The following is an 18,755-nucleotide window of genomic DNA, read 5'->3' as shown; positions in this document are numbered from 1 at the left end:
GCCGCGCAATCAACCGGTCCAGTCCGGCGGTTGGGTGGCGAGATTTGGGGTGTGATGCCTGAGGGTGACACGGTGTTTCGCACTGCTGCTCGGCTGCGCGCGGAGCTAGCGGGGAAAGTGTTGGCGCGCAGTGATTTTCGGGTGCCTCGGTATGCGACCGTGGATCTGGTCGGGCAGGCGGTGGAAAGCGTTGGCAGTTATGGGAAACACCTGTTCATCCGGACGCCGACGGTGAGTGTGCATACCCATCTGAAGATGGAGGGTGAGTGGCGGGTGTTCCACTGCGGGCAGCGGTGGACCAGGCCGCGCGTGCAGGCGCGGGTGGTGCTCGGCACGGACGAGATAGAGGCGGTCGGGTTTTCGCTCGGCCTCGTCGAGGTGCTGCGGGTGGATGAGGAACATACCGCCACCGACCATCTGGGCCCGGATCTGCTCGGGCCGAACTGGGATGCGGCCGAGGCGGTTCGGCGGCTGACGGAGCATCCGGATCAGCCGATCGGGCTGGCGCTGCTGGATCAGCGGAATCTGGCGGGTATCGGCAATATCTACCGGAGCGAGGTCTGCTATCTGCGCCGGATCCATCCGGCGACGCCGGTGGCGGCCGTGCCCGATCTGCCCGCACTGGTGCACGAGGCACACCGGATACTGACCAAGGCCGCACACGAACCACCCTGGCGCCCAATCGCCTACGGCCGCCAGCGCCGACCATGCCAACGTTGCGGCACCGCGCTAGTGGTTCGGCTGCTAGGCGAAACCTTCCCCGACAACGACCGAATCATCCAACGCGAGCGCGGCATCTACTTCTGCCCGCGCTGCCAACCCGCCCCCGCCTGACCCACCCGCATTGCGTCCGTAGGTAATTCGTTCCCGCATAACCATCAGCTTCCCGCGCCAGCTATCGCATACCCGAGAAACCAACCACCATGCGGGAACTCACACTCGGCCCGGGCGCGCATGCCGAATGACGCTGCTACCGCATAGATTCCGGCTTCCCATACGCGCGACGCCGATCGCTACGCGGATTCCAAGGGTCGCGTTCAGTGAACGACGTCGAAGACGTTCTTCTGCAACCCATTCGAGTAGACCTCGGATTCGACCAGCTTCAGCTTCTGGGCGTCTTTGTCCGTCGCGGGGAACAGTCGCTTGCCCGCACCAAGCAGCAGCGGGAAGACGAGCAGGTGGTAGCGGTCGATGAGGCCCGCGTCGGCGAGGCCGTGGTTCAGGGCGGCGCTGCCGTGGACGATGATCGGGCCGCCTTCGGTCTGTTTGAGCGCGGCGACCTCGTCGAGTGTGCGCAGGATCGTGGTCTGCCCCCAGTCGGCGACCAGGTCCTGGTCGGTCAGGGTGGTCGAGACGACGTATTTCGGCATGGCCTTGTAGCCGCTGAACTCCGCCATCTTCGGCCACACCGGACTGAAGGCCTGGTAGCTGACCCGGCCCAGCAGGATCGCGGTGGATTCGTCCTGCTCGCGCTGCTTGATCTCGTATGCCTCGGGCACGAATTCGATGTTCTTGAAGGTCCATCCGGAATTGCGGTAGCCGGGTTCGCCACCCGGAGCCTCCATGACGCCGTCGAGGGAGATGAAGGCGGTGCTGATCAGGGTGCGCATGGCGGCAGCGTACCGACAATCCGTCGAACAGAGCATAGCAAACAAGGGCTACCGCCGCGCCTGCGACATCTCACGTCGAACATCGCACACAATGCAAGTTGCCGCACAGTTGCTAACACTGGGCGGCCCGCGGCCGACACCCCTTGCGGCACACAACGGGCACACGATGCGGGAGTGAGAAATGGTGGCTACATCGCGGAAGGGCAGGCGCATGCTGCTCGCGATCGCGGCGCGGCTGCTCGCCGCCGCGTTCGCCGCCGCCATCACGGCGGTCTTCGGTTATCTTCTGCTGCATCAGGATTCGCCGGAGCACCGGAATACCACGCCGCCGTCGCTGTCGGTTCACCCTTGACCCGCCGCCGGAATCGCGCTTAACTTACGAATTGTAAGTTAAGCGCTGTCCCCATCCACACCGGAATAGCCGCGCACCGTAGCTCGGTGACCAGCCACCAGTCCGAAGGCGACCGCGCGCGAGCACCAAAGGGAGTGCGGCGATGAACGATTCCCGACAATACGTCGTCATCGGCGGCGGTCTGGCCGGTCTCGCGGCCGCGGTCTGGCTGGCCGAGGCGGGTAAGCGGGTGACGCTGTTGGAGCGCCGCGGCAGGCTCGGCGGACGCACCCACGCCATGACGGTCGACGCCGTCGACGATCCGCCCGACAACGGCCAGCACGTGATCGCCAGCGGCTACGACCACCTGTTCCGCTATCTGAGCACCATCGGCACCAGGCAGTACGTCAAGTTCCCGCACCAGGGCACGCTGCGCTGGCCCGGCGGCCGCGCCGTCATCATGCATACAAAGGGCCTCGGCGCGCTGCGCACACTATCCGGCGCGCATCCGGACGCGAGCCCGGTCGAGCGGGCCCGCGCGCTGCTGGCCACGCTGCGCCTGGGCTGGCAGTGCCTGCGTCAACCGGCCGACCTCGCCGACCTGACCACCGAGCAGTGGTTCCAGCGGATCGGCATGCCAGCGAAAGCCCGTGAAGCACTTTGGGATTGGCTCGCGCTCGGGGTCGCGGCGGAGCCGGTGCGGCAGGAGTCGGCGAAGGTGCTCGCCGATGTGATGGCCACCGGCATCCGGCTCGGCGTCAAACACCGCCGACCCGCGACCATCGGCTATCCGACCACCGATCTGGACACCCTCTACATCACCGGCGCACTGCGCTACTTCGAAAAGCACGGCGTCGAGGTGCGCTATCGCGCGGTGGCCCGGCGCATTCAGATCGCCGACGGGCGGGTCACCGGCGTCGTGCTCGCCGACGGCTCGGTGCTGCCCGCCGACGCGGTGGTCTGCGCGGTGCCCAATTCGGCCGTCGGCGGGCTGCTCGACGACCTGCCCGAACACGCCGAGTTGTACGCGGCCGCCGACAAACTCGGCTACACCCCGATCGTGAGCACCAACCTGTATCTGGACCGGCCGCTGGGCACCAAATCCGAATTCGAGGCGCTGATCGGCGGCACGGGCGTGATCGACGAGGTCTTCGACCGGCAGCGGATGACCGGCCGCGATACCGAGCGGGCCTGGCTCTACTGCCTGACCACCAGCGGTGCGTACGAGCAGATCCACAAGTCCAACGAGGAGATCGTCACCGAACAGGTCGAGCTGCTGCGCCGCTACTACCCGGCCGCCCACGACGCGAAAGTCGTTGCGGCACAGGTGGTCAAAATGCCGCGCGCCACCTTCTCCCAAGTGGTCGGCACGCACGGGCTGCGCCCGGACCAGCGCACCTCGGTGCCGACGCTGGTGCTGGCGGGCGACTGGACCGCGACCGACTGGTCGGCCACCATGGAGAGCGCGGTGCAGAGCGCCGCCAGGGCGGTGGAGCTACTGCTTGCGCTACCGTCTCATTCGTGAACACTGCGGGGCGGACCGGCCCGGAGTCGACAGCACCGAAGCGCCGCATGTCGGCGACCGATCGACGGGCCCAATTACTGGACGTGGCAAGGGATATCGTCGGCGCCGATGGTTTCGGCGCGGTGACCATCGAGCGCGTCGCCCGCGAGGCCGACGTGGCGCGGGCACTGGTGTATCAGCAGTTCACCGATCTGAACGGGCTGATGACCGCGCTGCTCGACCGCGAAACGAGTATCGCGCTATCCGGTGTCAGCAGCGTCGACTGGGCCGCCGACACCATCGATCAGGTGGCCGAGGGCATCCTCGCCTATCTGCACGCCGCGCCGACCAGCTGGCAGATCATGCTCAGCCCGCCGGACGGTGGACCGCCGAATCTGCGTGCCCGGCTGGAACTCGGGCGCTCCTATGCGCGCGCGGTCGGGGCCAGGCACCTGTCCCGGTTCGCCGGTGTCGAAGTGGATCCGAACGGACCCACCGAGCGAATCCTGCTGGCGGCCCTGGAGGAACTGGCCCGGCTGCACCTGGACAACCCGCAACGCTATCCCGACGAGGTGGTGCTGCACTACATCCGCGAGCTGGTGGGCTGGGCGGCGGGCGCCGAGGCCCGCAGGCCGCGCTGACCAGCACTTTCGGAGTGCATCACGAAATTCTCACGGAGGCATTGGTTTTCTTGTCCCGCGCCGCTCGAGGCGCCCAACGAAAGGGAGAGAACACCATGCAGCTCAAGTCCGCCATCGCCGCCTCCGCGCTCGCCGTCGCCGCCCTCGCCGCGGGCACCGGGATCGCGCACGCCGATTACATCGGCAACTACGCGACGCTCGAGGCTTGCCAGGCCGACGGCAACTCGCCGAAGACCGGCGGCACCCAGTGGGAGTGCCGGTACGCCCAGGACGGCGTGAGCTTCGACCTGTACACCTACTGATTCGAGTCCGCGCATCGAGTGGCCGCGCCTGTCGGGGCCACTCACCGGTTGCCGAACTGCGCACCAACAGTGAAATACCCTATTCTCTGACCTCGTGCGAGTTCTGGTAGTTGAGGACGACGAAGGCCTTGGCAATGAGGTAGCGGCGGGATTGCGTTCGGCCGGGTTCGCGGTGGACCTCGCCCATCATCTCGCCGATGCCGATCTGAAGATCTCCGTCAACACCTACGACTGCCTCGTCGTCGACCGCGGCCTGCCCGACGGCGACGGCCTGCAGCTGGTCGCGGCCAAACGTCAGGCCGGACAGCGTGTTCCGGTGCTAATGCTCACCGCCCGCGACGGCCTGGCCGACCGGATCGCCGGCTTCGAGCACGGCGCCGACGACTACCTGGTCAAACCGTTCGCCCTGGCCGAACTCGCGGCCAGGGTGCGCGCGCTGTGCCGCCGCCGGGAACAGCCCGCGCCGTCGCGGCTCGTACTCGGCGATATCGATATCGATCTACCCCGCCGCCGCGTCATGCGCGCCGGAATCCTGCGGTCGCTGACCCCGAAGGAATTCGCCGTGCTCGAACTGCTCGCCGCCCGCGCGGGCAGCGTCGTCTCCCGCACCGAACTCATCGAATGCTGCTGGGACGAAATGGCCGAACCGGCATCCAACGTTGTCGACGCCGTGATCGCGCAGCTGCGCCGCAAGCTCGGAGCTCCCCCGGTGATCGAAACCATTCGCGGCACCGGATTCATGATCGGAACCTGAAGATTTCCACCACACTGTCCTCATCCGACGCGCGTCCCGCGGTGGCCCGGCTCCGGCGCACCCGCTGGCAACTGACCGCGCTCATCACAACGATCGCCGCGCTGAGCCTGATCATCCTCGGCGCCGTCGCGGCGACCATCGACGCGCGCTCCCGCGACCAAGCCGTGGACGACGCGCTGGACCGGGTGGTGGCCGGGGTGCAGCGCGCCCTGGTGCTGCAGGACGACACCATCGATGCCAGCGCGCTGCAGGGCGACGACCTGGCCAACGGCGAGATGGCCGTCATGGTGCTCACCGACACCAGCGACGGCAAATGGAAAACGGTGTACGAGCACCTGAACTCCTGGCTGCCGAAGAAGGACGGCATCAAGGCGCTCGCCGACGATATCTCCGTACCCGGCACCGCGGGCACCCATTTCAAGAGCAGCACCGACAGCGTCGGCAGACCGGTGCGGCTGGCGGTCTCACCGGTCAGCTGGCCCGATTCGCAGGTGCAGGCGGCGATCATCGTCGGCACCAATCCCGGTGCGCACGACCGTGATCGGGCGCTGCTGCTGTGGGGTCTGATCGTCGGCGGGCTGGTACTGGTCACGCTGGCCGCGATCGCCGCGCACCTGCTTTCCGGGCGCAGCATCCGACAGGCCGTCGTAATGGTGGACGAGCAGGAACGCTTCCTCGGCGACGCCGCGCACGAGCTGCGCACGCCGCTGGCGACGCTGCGGCTGGTCAGCGAGCCGCGGCGGCGCAACCCGCACGAATTGGAGCGGGCGCTGGCCGATGCCCGCGCACTCGGTGACCGGATGGAGCGGATCGTGGCCGGGCTGCTGGCCAGGGCCAGGATGCAGGCGGGCGTCACCACCATGGAGCGGGTGCAGCTGCTGCTCGACCAGCTCACCGAATCGGTCGCCGACGAATTCACCGGCAAAAACGTTGTGGTGCAAGCCAATCCATCGGTGATCGTCGGCGATCCGGCGCTGTTGAGCCTGGCCATTCGCAATCTGATCGAGAACGCCATCACCCACGGCGCGGTGAATCCGCATGCGCCGGTGGAGGTTTACGTGGCCGAGGGCCGGGTCAGCGTGCGCGACCACGGCGCCGGGCTGAACCCGCAGCTGTCCAGCAATCCGTTCCAGCGCGGCGTCACCAGCGGACGCGGCAGCGGCATCGGGCTGTCGTTGGTCGCCTGGATCGCCGAATTGCACGGCGGCACAGCGACAATGGAGCCGGCGCCGGGCGGCGGCACCATCGCGACCATCACCCTTCCGCCGCCCGGGCTCGGCGGCTGAATTTCAGCCCTCGGCCCGCACCGGCTCCAGGATCTCCGGGCGCGGTTCCGGCGCGGCGATGCGCAGCGCGTCGGCCGAGGCGTCGTCGGGTTGGGTCTGCGAGCGCACCTCGGCGTCCACCCGCGCCTGATAAGTCCTTACCTCGCGGTCGATTTCATCCTCGTCCCAGCCGAGCACCGGCGCGACCAACTGCGCGACCTGTTCGGCGCAGTGCGAGCCGCGGTGCGAGTATTCGATCGAGATGCGGGTGCGGCGGGCCAGGATGTCGTCCAGGTGCAGCGCGCCCTCGGCCGCCGCCGCGTACACCACCTCCACCTGAAGGTACGACGGGGCGTCGGTAATCGGTTGCAGCAGTTCGGGTTTGCCCGCCGCCATGGCCATCACCTCGTCGATCAGCGAGCCGTAGCGGTCGAGCAGATGCTTGATCCGGTAGGGATGCACGCCGTACGCCTCGGCCAGCTGCACGGTCTGGTTGACCAGCGCGAAATAGCCGTCGGCGCCGAGCAGCGGCACCTTCTCGGTGATCGATGGCGAGACTCGGGCCGGAATGTCCTGTGCCGCTTCGTCCATCGCATCGTAGGCCATCACCCGATAGGTGGTGTACTTACCGCCCGCGATGCCGACCAGTCCGGGCGCGACCCTGGCCACCGCGTGCTCGCGGGACAGTTTCGAGGTCTCGTCGCTCTCACCGGCCAACAGTGGGCGCAGGCCCGCGTAGACGCCGTCGATATCGTCGTGGGTGAGCGGGGTGACCAGCACCTGGTTCACCCGGTCCAGCAGGTAGTCGATATCGGCCTTGGTCGCCGCCGGATGCGCGAGGTCCAGATTCCAGTCGGTGTCGGTGGTGCCGATGATCCAGTGCGCGCCCCACGGGATGACGAACAGCACCGAGGTGGGGGTGCGCAGGATGATCGCGGCATCGCTGACGATGCGGTCGCGCGGCACCACGATGTGCACGCCCTTGGAGGCGCGCACGTGGAACCGGCCCCGGTTGTTCGACAGCGCCTGCACCTCGTCGGTCCACACGCCGGTCGCGTTGATCACCACGTGCGCGCGCACCTCGCCGGTGCGGCCGTCCTCGCTGTCGCGGATCTTCACCCCGACCACCCGGTCCGCCTCGCGCAGGAAGCCGACCACCTGGGTGGAGGTGCGGATCACCGCGCCGTAGTGTGCCGCGGTGCGGGCGACGGTCATGGTGTGCCTGGCATCGTCGACGACGGTGTCGTAGTAGGTGACGCCGCCGATCAGCGCGCTCCGCTTGAGCCCGGGGGCCAGCCGGAGCGCCCCGTGCCTACTCAGATGATGTTGTCCGGGAACGGATTTCGCGCCGCCCATGGTGTCGTAGAGCACCAGCCCGGAGGCGACGTACGGCCGCTCCCACACCCGGTGGGTGAGCGGGTAGAGGAAACGCAGCGGCTTCACCAGATGCGGGGCAAGCATCGACAGCGCGAGTTCGCGCTCCCGCAGCGCCTCGCGCACCAGCCCGAACTCCAGCTGTTCCAGATACCGCAGGCCGCCGTGGAACATCTTCGACGACCGGCTGGATGTCCCGGAGGCCAGATCGCGGGCCTCGACCAGGGCCACCTGCAAGCCGCGGGTGGCCGCGTCCAGGGCGATACCAGCGCCGACCACGCCGCCCCCGATGACGACCACATCGAAGTGATCCTTACCGAACCGTTCCCACGCCGCCCGCCGCTGCTCCGGACCGAGCGCCTGCGATTCCGGTTTCTTGGTCATGCTCGACTCCTCCAGCCGGGTGTGCGATCGAGCTTTCTGGTACAGGTTATGCGAAACGCCGCGTTTCGCCCCGACCGCGCCCGGGCCGTGTCGCCCGGCGCGGGGCGGCCCGATATGCCGTCTTCGGCGCGTCCGGTTTAGTAACCTGCACGAATGCGTCGCTATGTGGCCGCCATCGATCAGGGCACGACTTCGAGCCGGTGCATCGTCTTCGACCGGCGTGGACACGTCGTCGGCGTCGCCCAGCGGGAGCACGAGCAGATCTTCCCGCGCCCGGGTTGGGTCGAGCACGATCCCGAAAGCATCTGGCGCAACACCGAATCGGTGCTCGGCGAGGTCCTGGAGCGCGCGGGCGTGCGGGCCGACGAGATCGCCGCGGTCGGCGTGACCAATCAGCGCGAGACCACCGTGGTGTGGGATCGCAAGTCCGGCAAGCCGATTCACAACGCCATCGTCTGGCAGGACACCCGCACCGACCGGCTGGCCATCGAACTCGGCGGCGAATACGGCCCGAACCGCTACCAGGAGCGCACCGGGCTGCCGCTGTCCACCTACTTCGCCGGGCCGAAGCTGCGCTGGATCCTGGACCACGTCGACGGCGCCAAGGAGCGCGCCGAGGCGGGCGAGCTGTGCTTCGGCACCATGGACAGCTGGGTGCTGTGGAATCTCACCGGGCAGCACATCACCGACGTCACCAATGCCTCACGCACCATGTTGATGAATCTGCGCACGCTGCAATGGGATTCGGAGCTGTGCGCGGAATTCGGGGTGCCGTCCTCGATACTTCCGCAGATTCGCAGTTCGTCCGAGGTGTACGCGGAGATCAACTCGGGGCCGCTGGCCGGTATTCCGGTCGCGGGCATACTCGGCGACCAGCAGGCGGCCACCTTCGGCCAGGCCTGCCTCACCCCCGGCGAGGCCAAGAATACTTACGGCACAGGCAATTTCATGCTGTTGAACACGGGCACCACGCCCGTGCCCAGCAATCACGGACTGCTCACCACCGTGTGCTACCGGCTCGGCCAGGAACCGGCCGTCTACGCGCTGGAGGGTTCCATCGCGGTCACCGGATCGCTGGTGCAGTGGTTCCGGGACAACCTCGGCATCATCGGGTCCGCGGACGAAATCGAGCCGCTGGCAAGCAGTGTCGCCGACAATGGCGGCGCATACATCGTGCCCGCGTTCTCCGGCCTGTTCGCGCCGCGCTGGCGGCCGGACGCGCGCGGCGTGATCGCCGGGCTCACCCGGTTCGTGAACAAGGCGCACCTGGCGCGGGCGGTGCTGGAATCCACCGCGTTCCAGACCCGCGAGGTGGTCGACGCGATGCGCGCCGACGCCGAATCCCAGCACCTCGGACTGGAATTGACCACGCTGAAGGTGGACGGCGGCATGGTCGGCAACGAACTGCTCATGCAGTTCCAGTCCGACATCCTCGACGTGCCGGTGGTGCGCCCGGTGGTCAACGAGACCACCGCGCTCGGCGCCGCCTACGCCGCCGGGCTCGCGGTGGGCTACTGGTCCGGCACCGACGACATCCGCGCCAACTGGACCGCCGACAAAACATGGGAGCCGACCATGTCCGAGGCCGACCGGTACAACTACCTGGTCGCATGGAACAAGGCCGTCGAACGCACCTACAACTGGGTCGACTGAGCAAACCTGTTGCACGACAAAGACTTCCACACCTAGGCGCTGCCGCCCGCGACTTGCGCCAGGTCGAGCTCGGTCGCCCGGCACTCACCATGGCCGCGCTTGGGTGCAGCCGACCTCCGCCCGCGCCGAGCCGAGTTCCCGCGCGCGGCACTCATCTCAGCCGACGGCGCGAGCCATCCGGTCGATCGCCTCGGTGAGCGTCGCCTCATCGGAGGTGGTGAAGCACATGCGCAGCGAATTCCGGTAGCCCCCATCGACGGCGAAGGCCGAACCGGGCACATATGCGACGCCGTGCTCCAGGGCGCGCGGCAGTAGGTCGGCCGTATCGGTGCCGTCGGTGAAATCGGCCCAGACGAACATCCCGCCCGCGGCGTCGGTACAGCTCGCGCGATCGCCGAAGGTCGCGCGGAACGCGTGCACCAGCGCCTTGGCGCGGGCGCCGTAGGCGGTGCGCACCGAGTCGACGTGTCCGGCCAGCCAGCTCTCGTCGGCAAGCAGATCGGCGGTGATCTGGTGGGTGAGCGCCGAACCACAAAGATCGGCGCCCTGTTTCAGCAACTCGACGCCGCGGCACACCGCGTCCGGCGCGACCAGCCAGCCGACGCGCAGCGCGGGCGAGAGGATCTTGGACGCGCTGGATAGTCGAATCACGTTGTGCGAGTAGGACGCGATCGGCGCCGGCGCGGGCCGGTCGAACCACAGCTCGCCGTACGGATCGTCCTCGATCACCCAAAAGCCGTACCGCTGTGCGAGTTCGGCGAGTTCACGCCTGCGGTGCTCGGCCATCGTCACCCCACCGGGGTTGTGGAAATTGCTGACCGTATGCACCAACGCCGGGCGTTCCCCGCGCTCGAGCAGCTCGGTGAGCGCGTCGATCCGCATGCCTTCACGGTCCAGCGGCACCGCGACGATCCGCGCCCCGGCGGCCCGGAACACTTGCAGCGCACCGACATACGCCGGATCCTCGACGATCACCAGCGCCCCCGGATCGAGCAGCACCTCGGCGAGCAGCGAAAGCGCCTGTTGTGAACCGTGTGTCACGAACACCTCGGACAGCCCGACGGTGCGCCCGAGCCGCGCCGACTCCCGCTCCGCGAGCACCGCGCGCAGCGGCGCCCACCCCGGCGATTCGGTGTACTGCAGGCAGGCGCTGTCGCGCAGCGCCGCATCCGCCGCGACGGCGATCCGTTCCCTCGGCATCAGTTCCGCATCCGGCAGGCCACCGGCCAGCCCGATGATGTCGGGGCGGACGGTGAGCTTCAGCAGGTCACGAATCGCCGAGCTCTGTAGTCCGCCGAGCTTGCCCGCGAGCGATGGGATGGTCGGCGACATGGGTACCTCCGAGGGAGACGCGAATACTCCACTTTGGCACACCGCTACCAGGATATGAAATTAATTTCCCAAATATTGGGAACGGTCACTCGCCCCGGTTCTTGATCGAGTAGACCAGCTCCTTGCCGTCCCGGTTCGCCGTATTCACCGTCTGCAGATATACCCGGGTCGCACCGTCCGGCCGATGCTCGGTGAGGTCGACGTCGTATGTCTCCGGCGCGGTCTCCACGATCCGCAGGCAGTGCGTGGTGCCGACCGGGATCTGCTCGTCGATGGCCTTCTGGATGATGTCGGCCGTCGAAACGTTCACAGTGTCCGATGCGACGAACTTCCTGGCCTGCTCCCCGCTGCGCTGCACGTAGAACGCGTACTGGAAGCCGAGGATGGCGCCGGGGCCGGAGGCGGTGTCGCCGGGACCGTTGCTCTGCGTCACCTTGCCGTCCTTGATCGGCGGACAGCTCAGCTCGGCCTTGGTGCTGGTCGGCACGAGGGCGGCGGTCGTCTCGGTGCCGCCGCCGCTGCGGGTCACCGCGACGATGGTGAAGGCGAGGCCGACGATCACCGCCAGCGCGGCGGCGGTGCCGAGCACGATCAACCAGGTGCGCTTCTTCGACCCCGGCTGACCCGGGGGCGGCTTCTGGAAACCGGGCGCGAGCCGCTGCGCGATCGGATCCTCGGACCAGGACAGCCTCGACTGCGGCGAAGCGGGAGGCGGCGGCACCGGCACACCACCCGAATCGGTCGATTGCTGCCACCACCGCTCCCGCTCGGTCTCGTCGGGTTGGTCCTGCGACGGCGTCGGATACCCGGACGAATCCGGCGCGCGATACTGCGGCGGCGGCGCGGGCGTATCGTCGGCGGGCCGCCAGATGAGCTCGGGATGTTCGGCGGCACCGGATTCGGACACCGGGGCGCCGAATTCCGCTGTGGGCGGCCCGAACTCGGCTCCGGGCTGGCCGGGTTCCGTTGTCGAGTGCCGCAATTCGGCTGCGGAAGGGCCGGATTCGGTTGCGGGCGGGCCGAACTCACCGACCGGCGGACCGAATTCGGCTGCGGAGGGGCCGGATTCAGCCATGGGCCGACCGAATTCACCCATCGGCGGACCGTACTCGCCAACTGGCGGACCGAACTCGCCAACCGGTGGACCGAATTCACCCATCGGCGGACCGAATTCACCAACCGGCGGACCGAATTCGCCTACGGGCGGACCGAATTCGCCCTCCGGACCGGTCGATTCGGGAGCCGAACCGGTGGAGTCGGAGACGGGCGGACCGAATGCCGACGCGGGCCGATCCGGCTCGTCACCCTTCGCGTCACCCTCGGTGGCCAAGCCCACATCCTTTCTCCCCGGGACACACGGGTGGGGCGGTCGCGAACGACCGCCCCACCCATGGAACCAGCACGTGTCAGTACTGGAGTGAACCACCCCACTGGGTGGTGACGCCACCCACATCGGCCGTCTGCGGTGCGATGTCGCCCGGCGGCAGCACCGGCGGGACCGCATGCCGCGCCGCCTCCAACGCCGCCGCGCCGCCCGGCTGGGATTCGATCCAGTGCTCGACCGCCGCCTTGGCGATATTCGCCTGCGTGGTGTCGATGACCGTGGTGTTCTTGCTGTCGGCCAGGCCCTCGCCACCGGTGTAGCTGGTGACCTTGACGGTGTTGATGTCGACGAACTCCACCGAGATGCCGGCCTCACCCTGACCGGTCGGGGTGTGGTAGCCGACGGTGCCGACGTAACCGTCCTTGTTGCTGAAGTGGTGGGTGTTCGCCACGAAACCGGGCAGCACCGCGCCGCCGTCGACGTTCGCGCCGATCTCGAGGTGCGGGCCGGTCATCTCCACGACCGGGGCCTGCGGGGCGGCCTCCAGGTGCGGCGACTGCCAGCGCGGCTGCTGCGGAGGCTGCACCAAGGTATCGGCCGGCGGCTTGGGCTGGGCGTTGTTGGCGTCGCCCGACGGCTGCTGCGGCTTGGCTTGACCCGGCTGCTGCGGCTGGGTGCCGCCCGGCTGCTGCGGCTGGGTGCCCGGCTGCTTCGGCTGCTGGACGCCCGGCTGATCCGGCATCACCGCGGGCATATCGCCGCCCTGCTGACCCGGCACCGGCAGCGGCGCGATGCGCGGCGTTGTCACACCCGGCTGAGTCGGCGACTGCGGCTTCGGCGGAGCCTGATTCGGATCCGGCGTGGTGACGCCCGGCTGGCTCGGGCTCGGATTCGGCGTCTGGCTCGGTGCGGGCGTCGGCGTGTTGTCCGCCTTGGGCGCCGGCGTCTCCGAGGTCGGCACATCGCTACCCGGCTGCTGCGGTGCGGGCGTCGGCGGAACGGTCGGGGGTACGGTCGGCGTATCCTGCGGCGCCGCCCCCGCCGGTGCCGCGAACAGGGTGGCCACGGCGGCCGCGGTGGCCAGTGGCAACGATGTGCTCGCCATCGCTCGCTCCACCCGAGTTGGCTTACGATGTTTCACTTTTCGCTATCCCTTTCCCGAGCGGCGACCGAACCGGCCGCGCTCAGTCGTCCCTGTCGAGACGCACGGTCGCAGGGCGACCCATGGGCCGCCGCGCTCCCGTTGTTGGAAAAGAACGACTCCCCCAAAACGACAACTACGCGACCGCCCGCCGATCGCATCTCTGCGGGAAGTGAACCACAAGTACGTCTTATAGGCAATGTGAACGAAACGTACTCAATTACAATCGGACTCGATCGCAAGCCCTCGAAAACAAGGCCACAGTCCGATGATTGGCCAAGTCGCCGGGAGCGAGTCTTACGAGCGACGTTCGCGGCCCGTCTCGTGTCTCAGCGGTCGAAGCGCATGCGCCGCAGGCGCGAGTCTCGACCGCTGAGACGCGAGACTCCCCGGGGCCGCGAACAGCCGCGAAGCGGCAAATCGAACACAGCGGTCCACGCGATCTCAGTCGAGGTCGTCGTGACGCATGAGCTGACGTGCGGCTTCGGTCACCGAACCGGTCAGCGACGGGTACACCGAGAAGGTCTGCGCGAGATCGTTCACGGTCAGGTTGTTCTGTACCGCCATCGCGATCGGCAAGATCAATTCCGAGGCGATCGGGGCCACCACGACACCGCCGATCACCACACCCGTCGCCGGGCGGCAGAAGATCTTGACGAAACCCCTTCGCAGCCCCGACATCTTGGCGCGCGGGTTGGTGTTCAGCGGCAGCATCACCGTGCGCGCGGGCACCTCGCCGTTATCGATCGCGGTCTGGCTGACACCGACCGTCGCGATCTCCGGACGGGTGAACACCGCGGAGGCCACCGTCTTCAACCGGATCGGGCTCACGCCCTCGCCCAGCGCGTGATACATCGCGATCCGGCCCTGCATCGCGCCGACCGACGCCAGCGGCAGCAGGCCGGTACAGTCGCCCGCCGCGTAGATGCCGGGCACCGAGGTGCGCGAAACCCGGTCCACCCGCAGGTAACCCCCGCGGTCGAGCTCGATGCCGACGCGCTCCAGGCCGAGGTTCTCGGTATTCGGGGTGGAACCGACCGTCATCAGCGCGTGCGAACCGGTCACCGTGCGGCCGTCGGCCAGCTTCACGACGATGCCATCGGCGGTGCGCTCCACCGCGTCGGCCCGACCGTGCTTCACCAGTTCGACACCGCGTTCGGCGAGCGCGTCCTCCAGCACCAGGGCGGCGTCGGCGTCCTCGCCGGGCAGCACGCGATCACGGCTGGCCACCAACTTCACCTGCACACCCATTTCGGTGTACGCGGAGACGAATTCGGCGCCGGTGACACCGGAACCGACCACCACGAGCGTCTCCGGCAGCTCCTTCAGGTCGTAGAGCTGGCGCCAGTTCAGAATGCGCTCGCCATCCGGTTCCGCGCCGGGCAGCACCCGCGGGCTCGCACCGGTCGCGATCAGCACCACCTCGGCCTCCAGCGTCTGCTCGACGCCGGTGGCCAGCTTGGCCAGCACCCGATGCGCCGCCAAACCCATGGCCGGATCGATCAATTCGCCGCGGCCCTGCAGGATCTGCACCCCGGCCGCCTGCAGTTTGGAGCGGATATCGGAGGACTGCGCCAGCGCCAGCTCCTTGACGCGGGCATTCACCTCGCCCAGCTGGATCTCGGCATTGCTCGGATCGAGGTTGATGCCCAGGCCGCGGGCGCGGCGCAGATCGGTGCGCACGCCGGTCGAGGCGATGAACGTCTTGGACGGGACGCAGTCCCACAACACGCACGCGCCGCCGATGCCGTCGCAGTCGATCAATGTCACCGAGGCGCCGTGCTGGGATGCCACCAGCGCCGCCTCGTAACCGGCCGGTCCGCCACCGATGATCGCAATGCGGGTCATTGATACCTCCGCTCCGAGCAGATGAACCGGGATCTCCGGTGCAGTGCTAACCGTACTTGTGTGATGTGCCCCGCATTCGCCTGACGTGCTACTCATCGGTCAGTTCGATACCCGCACATCACTCCACGGCGGGCTATGGATATCGGGACCGCAAACACCGGCGGATATCGGCGCTCCTACCGCTTTATTGGCTAACCTTTCCTAGTGCCGATCTACGCCGCCTATGGGTCCAACATGGACTCGTCGCAAATGCTCGAGCGCTGCCCGCATTCGCCACTGGCCGGAACCGGGTGGCTCGAGGGTTGGCGGCTGACCTTTGCCGGCGACGACATCGGGTGGGAGGGGCCGCTGGCCACCGTCGTCGAGGATCCGGGCTCGCGGGTCTTCGTGGTGCTCTACGACGTATCCCCCGAGGACGAGCAGCGGCTCGACCGCTGGGAGGGCTCGGATTTCGGTATTCACAAGAAGATTCGGCTACGCGTCACCCGCAATCCCGGCGCCGACCCGGAACCCACTCTCGCGTGGCTGTACGTGCTCGATGCCTACGAGGGCGGCCTGCCATCGGCCAGGTACATCGGTGTCATCGCCGACGCCGCCGAAAAGGCGGGCGCACCGGAGGATTACGTGCACGCGCTGCGCACCAGGAACAGCCGCAATGTCGGCCCGGGCAACTTCCCCGGCTGAACAGCGGATATAAAAGTGGCCGACCCGAATCCGGATCGGCCACTTCACTTTTCGCCGCGATCAGGCGTTGAGCACGATATTGCTCAGCACCCGGACACCGACGGCGAGGGCCCGCTCGTCGATATCGAAGGTCGGCTGATGCAGATCCAGCTGCTCGCCGTGGCCGGACCAGACGCCCAGCCGCGCCATCGCGCCCGGCACCTCCTCCAAGTACCAGGAGAAGTCCTCACCACCACTGGACTGCATGGTGTCGGCCAGCGCATCCGGGCCGAGACGGCGAATCGCGTCCTCGAACATGCGGACCGCCTCCTCGTCGTTCACCACCGGCGGCACGCCGCGCTTGTAGTTCAACTGGTAGCGCACGCCCGTCGGGGCCAGCAGCCCGTCGACGATCTCGCGCACCATCGGCTCCAGCAGCGACCAGGTGGCGTGATCGCCGGTGCGGACGGTGCCGGTGAGCATGCCGGTCTGCGGAATCGCGTTGGGCGCCTTGCCCGCCGACACCGCACCCCACACCATCACGGTGCTGGTGCGCGGATCGATCCGGCGGCTCAGCAGCCCGGGCAGCCCGGTGATCACGGTGCCGATCGCATAGACCAGATCGCTGGTCAGATGTGGGCGGGAGGTGTGCCCGCCCGGCGAATCCAGCACCAGCTCAACGGTATCCGCCGCGGAGGTGATCGGCCCGACCCGGACGCCGATGCGGCCGACCTCCAGCCGAGGATCGCAGTGCAGCGCGAAGATGCGCTCGACACCCTCCATCGCGCCGGTGGCCACCACATCGATGGCGCCGCCCGGCATCACCTCCTCGGCGGGCTGGAACACCAGCCGCACGCCGATCGGCAGCTCGTCGACCTCGCTCAGCGCGAGCGCCGTGCCGAGCAGGATGGCGGTGTGCGCATCGTGCCCGCACGCGTGCGAGACGCCGGGGACGGTGGAGGCGAAGCTCAGGCCGGTGAACTCCTGTAGCGGCAGCGCGTCCATATCGGCGCGCAGCCCGATCCGCGGACCGTCCGGCCCGATATCGCAGATGAGACCGGTGCCGCCCGGAAGGATCTGCGGCGTGAGCCCGGCCTTGGTGAGCCAGGTCGAGACCAATTCGGTGGTGCCGAACTCGGTGCGCGAGAGCTCCGGGTTGGCGTGAATGTGCCTGCGCCAGTGCACGAGATCCTCGGTGTGCTCGGCCAGCCATCGGTCGACCACCTCCGGACCGGATTCGATCCGGATCCCGTTGCGATCCTGTTCCCCTGTCCCCGCCGAACCCAAGGTGCCCGATTCTCGGCGCACCCGGATCCCCCCGTGGCTCGGCTCCGCTGCCGCCACCGATCGGCCGGTAGTGCTCACCGAATGTCCTCCTGTCGTTGAACGAGCCGTTGCAACAACCTGTCCCTATGAACTTCATCGCGGGCGACGGTGATAGCGGTACGCGCGAGCGCGAACGCACCGTCGGTGACCGCGCGATCCGCCGAGGCGTTGACACTTGCCTCGGCGAAGCCCGGTTGATGAGTAACCGCTCCGCCGGCATCAATGCCGATAACCGGATGTATGCCCGGAATCACGTTGGTGACATTGCCCATATCCGTGCTGCCGAGCGGACGCTGCCGCTCCAACTCGGGTGCGATCGGCACCCGGCCGAGGTCGACGATGTGCTCGCGATAGGCACACAGTAATGCCGGATCCGGCGTGAGCTCGGTATATGTCGGCGCAACGGTGCGGATTTCGTGAGTGCAGCCGGTCGCCAGGGCACCCGCCGCGAAACAATCGAACGCTCGTCGCATCAGATCGTCGAGGGATGCGGAGTCGACTGCGCGTAGGTAATACAGCAGTTCCGCACGTCCGGGCACGATGTTGGGGGCTACGCCACCGTTGCCGACTATACCGTGAAGTTGCTGTCCAGGCTGAAGATGTTGACGCAGCAATCCGAGAGCAACCTGGGCGATGGTGACCGCGTCCCCGGCGTTGCGCCCCTCCTCGGGCGCGGCGCTGGCATGCGCCTCGCGGCCGTGGAACACGATGGACAGATCGGCCATGGCCAACGAATGCGCGCCGACGATGTCGAACGGGCCGGGATGCACCATCATCGCCATCGCGACATCGTCGAAGACACCGCGCTCGAGCATCAGCACCTTGCCGCCGCCGCTCTCCTCGGCGGGCGTGCCGAGCACCAGCACCGTCAGTCCGAGCGCGTCGGCGACCTCGGCGAGACCGAGCGCCGCGCCGACCGAGGACGCGGCAATAATATTGTGCCCGCAGGCATGTCCGATCTCGGGCAGCGCGTCGTACTCGGCGCAGATGCCGACGGTGAGCGGGCCGCTGCCATAGCTGGCGCGGAACGCGGTCGGCAGGTCGGCCACCCCGGTCTCGATCTCGAAGCCGCGTTCGGCAAGGGGCGCAATGGTCTTCGCGACGCTGCGGGTCTCCTCGAACGCCAATTCCGGCTCGGCGTGTATCGAATGGGAGAGGTCGATCAGTCGCGCCGCGGCCGCGGCGATGGCCCGATCCGAGACCTGTTCGGCCGCAGCAGTGATCGCCCCGCCGGGTTCGTCATCGGTGCCGCTGCGCGCTGGTGGCATGGCACACAGTCTGGCACTACCTCGCGAATCGGGCG

At 68.0% G+C, this 18,755-nt stretch carries 17 protein-coding genes; 9 read left to right on the top strand and 8 right to left on the bottom strand.

Annotated features, from left to right (window positions below; translation table 11 throughout):
* Positions 1–54: 54 nt before the first annotated feature.
* Positions 55–834, top strand: coding sequence for a DNA-formamidopyrimidine glycosylase family protein (locus tag F5544_RS06655; protein WP_167472368.1), 780 nt, complete (start codon positions 55–57; stop codon positions 832–834).
* 203 nt (positions 835–1,037) lie between these two features.
* On the opposite strand, the gene F5544_RS06650 is transcribed toward F5544_RS06655, so the two are convergent.
* Entirely contained in the window at positions 1,038–1,610 is a 573-nt protein-coding gene (locus F5544_RS06650; protein ID WP_167472367.1) for a dihydrofolate reductase family protein, read from the bottom strand.
* Between the two features lie 211 nt (positions 1,611–1,821).
* Here F5544_RS06650 and F5544_RS06645 point away from each other — a divergent pair, with 211 nt between their 5' ends.
* The 6 genes from F5544_RS06645 (at position 1,822) to F5544_RS06620 (ending at position 6,428) form a co-directional block, all read left to right on the top strand.
* Positions 1,822–1,962 (top strand): hypothetical protein, encoded by a 141-nt coding sequence (locus F5544_RS06645; protein ID WP_167472366.1) that lies wholly within the window; start codon positions 1,822–1,824, stop codon positions 1,960–1,962.
* A gap of 142 nt (positions 1,963–2,104) precedes the next feature.
* The gene (gene hpnE / locus F5544_RS06640; protein ID WP_167472365.1) at positions 2,105–3,466 is read left to right on the top strand and encodes a hydroxysqualene dehydroxylase HpnE; all 1,362 of its coding nucleotides are present in this window, start codon (positions 2,105–2,107) and stop codon (positions 3,464–3,466) included.
* Entirely contained in the window at positions 3,463–4,086 is a 624-nt protein-coding gene (locus tag F5544_RS06635) for a TetR/AcrR family transcriptional regulator (RefSeq protein WP_342760414.1), read from the top strand. Before hpnE ends, F5544_RS06635 begins: the two co-directional genes overlap by 4 nt.
* 95 nt (positions 4,087–4,181) lie before the next feature.
* Positions 4,182–4,388 carry a hypothetical protein gene (locus F5544_RS06630; RefSeq protein WP_167472364.1) on the top strand — a complete coding sequence of 69 codons (207 nt, stop codon included), beginning with the start codon at positions 4,182–4,184 and terminating at the stop codon, positions 4,386–4,388.
* A 94-nt stretch (positions 4,389–4,482) separates the two neighbouring features.
* Positions 4,483–5,142 (top strand): winged helix-turn-helix domain-containing protein, encoded by a 660-nt coding sequence (locus F5544_RS06625; RefSeq protein ID WP_167472363.1) that lies wholly within the window; start codon positions 4,483–4,485, stop codon positions 5,140–5,142.
* A 41-nt stretch (positions 5,143–5,183) separates the two neighbouring features.
* Positions 5,184–6,428, top strand: coding sequence for a sensor histidine kinase (locus F5544_RS06620; RefSeq protein ID WP_167472362.1), 1,245 nt, complete (start codon positions 5,184–5,186; stop codon positions 6,426–6,428).
* Between the two features lie 3 nt (positions 6,429–6,431).
* Here F5544_RS06620 and glpD read toward each other — a convergent pair whose 3' ends face one another.
* A complete protein-coding gene (glpD, locus tag F5544_RS06615; protein WP_167472361.1) occupies positions 6,432–8,165 on the bottom strand; it encodes a glycerol-3-phosphate dehydrogenase in 1,734 nt (577 codons plus the stop codon).
* A gap of 153 nt (positions 8,166–8,318) precedes the next feature.
* Here glpD and glpK point away from each other — a divergent pair, with 153 nt between their 5' ends.
* Complete coding sequence (gene glpK, locus F5544_RS06610) at positions 8,319–9,818, top strand: glycerol kinase GlpK (protein ID WP_167472360.1); 1,500 nt, start codon at positions 8,319–8,321, stop codon at positions 9,816–9,818.
* 156 nt (positions 9,819–9,974) lie between these two features.
* On the opposite strand, the gene F5544_RS06605 is transcribed toward glpK, so the two are convergent.
* The 4 genes from F5544_RS06605 to F5544_RS06590 all read right to left on the bottom strand — a co-directional run bounded on the left by F5544_RS06605 (position 9,975) and on the right by F5544_RS06590 (position 15,463).
* Entirely contained in the window at positions 9,975–11,150 is a 1,176-nt protein-coding gene (locus F5544_RS06605) for a PLP-dependent aminotransferase family protein (protein WP_167472359.1), read from the bottom strand.
* A gap of 85 nt (positions 11,151–11,235) precedes the next feature.
* On the bottom strand, positions 11,236–12,480 hold the full coding sequence (locus tag F5544_RS06600) for a hypothetical protein (protein ID WP_428847120.1): 1,245 nt from the start codon (positions 12,478–12,480) through the stop codon (positions 11,236–11,238).
* 76 nt (positions 12,481–12,556) lie between these two features.
* Entirely contained in the window at positions 12,557–13,579 is a 1,023-nt protein-coding gene (locus F5544_RS06595) for a hypothetical protein (protein ID WP_238847118.1), read from the bottom strand.
* Between the two features lie 480 nt (positions 13,580–14,059).
* Entirely contained in the window at positions 14,060–15,463 is a 1,404-nt protein-coding gene (locus F5544_RS06590) for an NAD(P)H-quinone dehydrogenase (protein WP_167472357.1), read from the bottom strand.
* Positions 15,464–15,667: 204 nt separating this feature from the next.
* On the opposite strand from F5544_RS06590, the gene F5544_RS06585 reads away from it, so the two are divergent.
* Positions 15,668–16,147, top strand: a complete 480-nt coding sequence (locus tag F5544_RS06585; protein ID WP_167472356.1) for a gamma-glutamylcyclotransferase — start codon at positions 15,668–15,670, stop codon at positions 16,145–16,147.
* 60 nt (positions 16,148–16,207) lie between these two features.
* Here the strand turns inward: F5544_RS06585 and F5544_RS06580 are convergent, their stop codons facing one another.
* Together F5544_RS06580 and F5544_RS06575 are read right to left on the bottom strand one after the other, a co-directional pair.
* Positions 16,208–17,350, bottom strand: coding sequence for a M20 family metallopeptidase (locus F5544_RS06580; protein ID WP_167479020.1), 1,143 nt, complete (start codon positions 17,348–17,350; stop codon positions 16,208–16,210).
* 137 nt (positions 17,351–17,487) lie between these two features.
* Positions 17,488–18,720, bottom strand: coding sequence for a M20 family metallopeptidase (locus F5544_RS06575; protein WP_167472355.1), 1,233 nt, complete (start codon positions 18,718–18,720; stop codon positions 17,488–17,490).
* Positions 18,721–18,755 lie beyond the last annotated feature (35 nt).

This window comes from Nocardia arthritidis, from assembly GCF_011801145.1.
In the GTDB taxonomy this organism is placed as follows: domain Bacteria; phylum Actinomycetota; class Actinomycetes; order Mycobacteriales; family Mycobacteriaceae; genus Nocardia; species Nocardia arthritidis_A.
This window is presented reverse-complemented; position numbering and strand designations above follow the sequence as displayed.

Bases quoted from the DNA above. Each gene is read 5' to 3' on its own strand.
- F5544_RS06645 (WP_167472366.1), top strand. From the start codon at position 1,822: ATGCTGCTCGCGATCGCGGCGCGGCTGCTCGCCGCCGCGTTCGCCGCC.
- F5544_RS06590 (WP_167472357.1), bottom strand. From the start codon at position 15,463: ATGACCCGCATTGCGATCATCGGTGGCGGACCGGCCGGTTACGAGGCG.
- F5544_RS06575 (WP_167472355.1), bottom strand. From the start codon at position 18,720: ATGCCACCAGCGCGCAGCGGCACCGATGACGAACCCGGCGGGGCGATC.
- hpnE (WP_167472365.1), top strand. From the start codon at position 2,105: ATGAACGATTCCCGACAATACGTCGTCATCGGCGGCGGTCTGGCCGGT.
- glpK (WP_167472360.1), top strand. From the start codon at position 8,319: ATGCGTCGCTATGTGGCCGCCATCGATCAGGGCACGACTTCGAGCCGG.
- F5544_RS06655 (WP_167472368.1), top strand. From the start codon at position 55: ATGCCTGAGGGTGACACGGTGTTTCGCACTGCTGCTCGGCTGCGCGCG.
- F5544_RS06630 (WP_167472364.1), top strand. From the start codon at position 4,182: ATGCAGCTCAAGTCCGCCATCGCCGCCTCCGCGCTCGCCGTCGCCGCC.
- F5544_RS06595 (WP_238847118.1), bottom strand. From the start codon at position 13,579: ATGGCGAGCACATCGTTGCCACTGGCCACCGCGGCCGCCGTGGCCACC.
- F5544_RS06605 (WP_167472359.1), bottom strand. From the start codon at position 11,150: ATGTCGCCGACCATCCCATCGCTCGCGGGCAAGCTCGGCGGACTACAG.
- glpD (WP_167472361.1), bottom strand. From the start codon at position 8,165: ATGACCAAGAAACCGGAATCGCAGGCGCTCGGTCCGGAGCAGCGGCGG.
- F5544_RS06650 (WP_167472367.1), bottom strand. From the start codon at position 1,610: ATGCGCACCCTGATCAGCACCGCCTTCATCTCCCTCGACGGCGTCATG.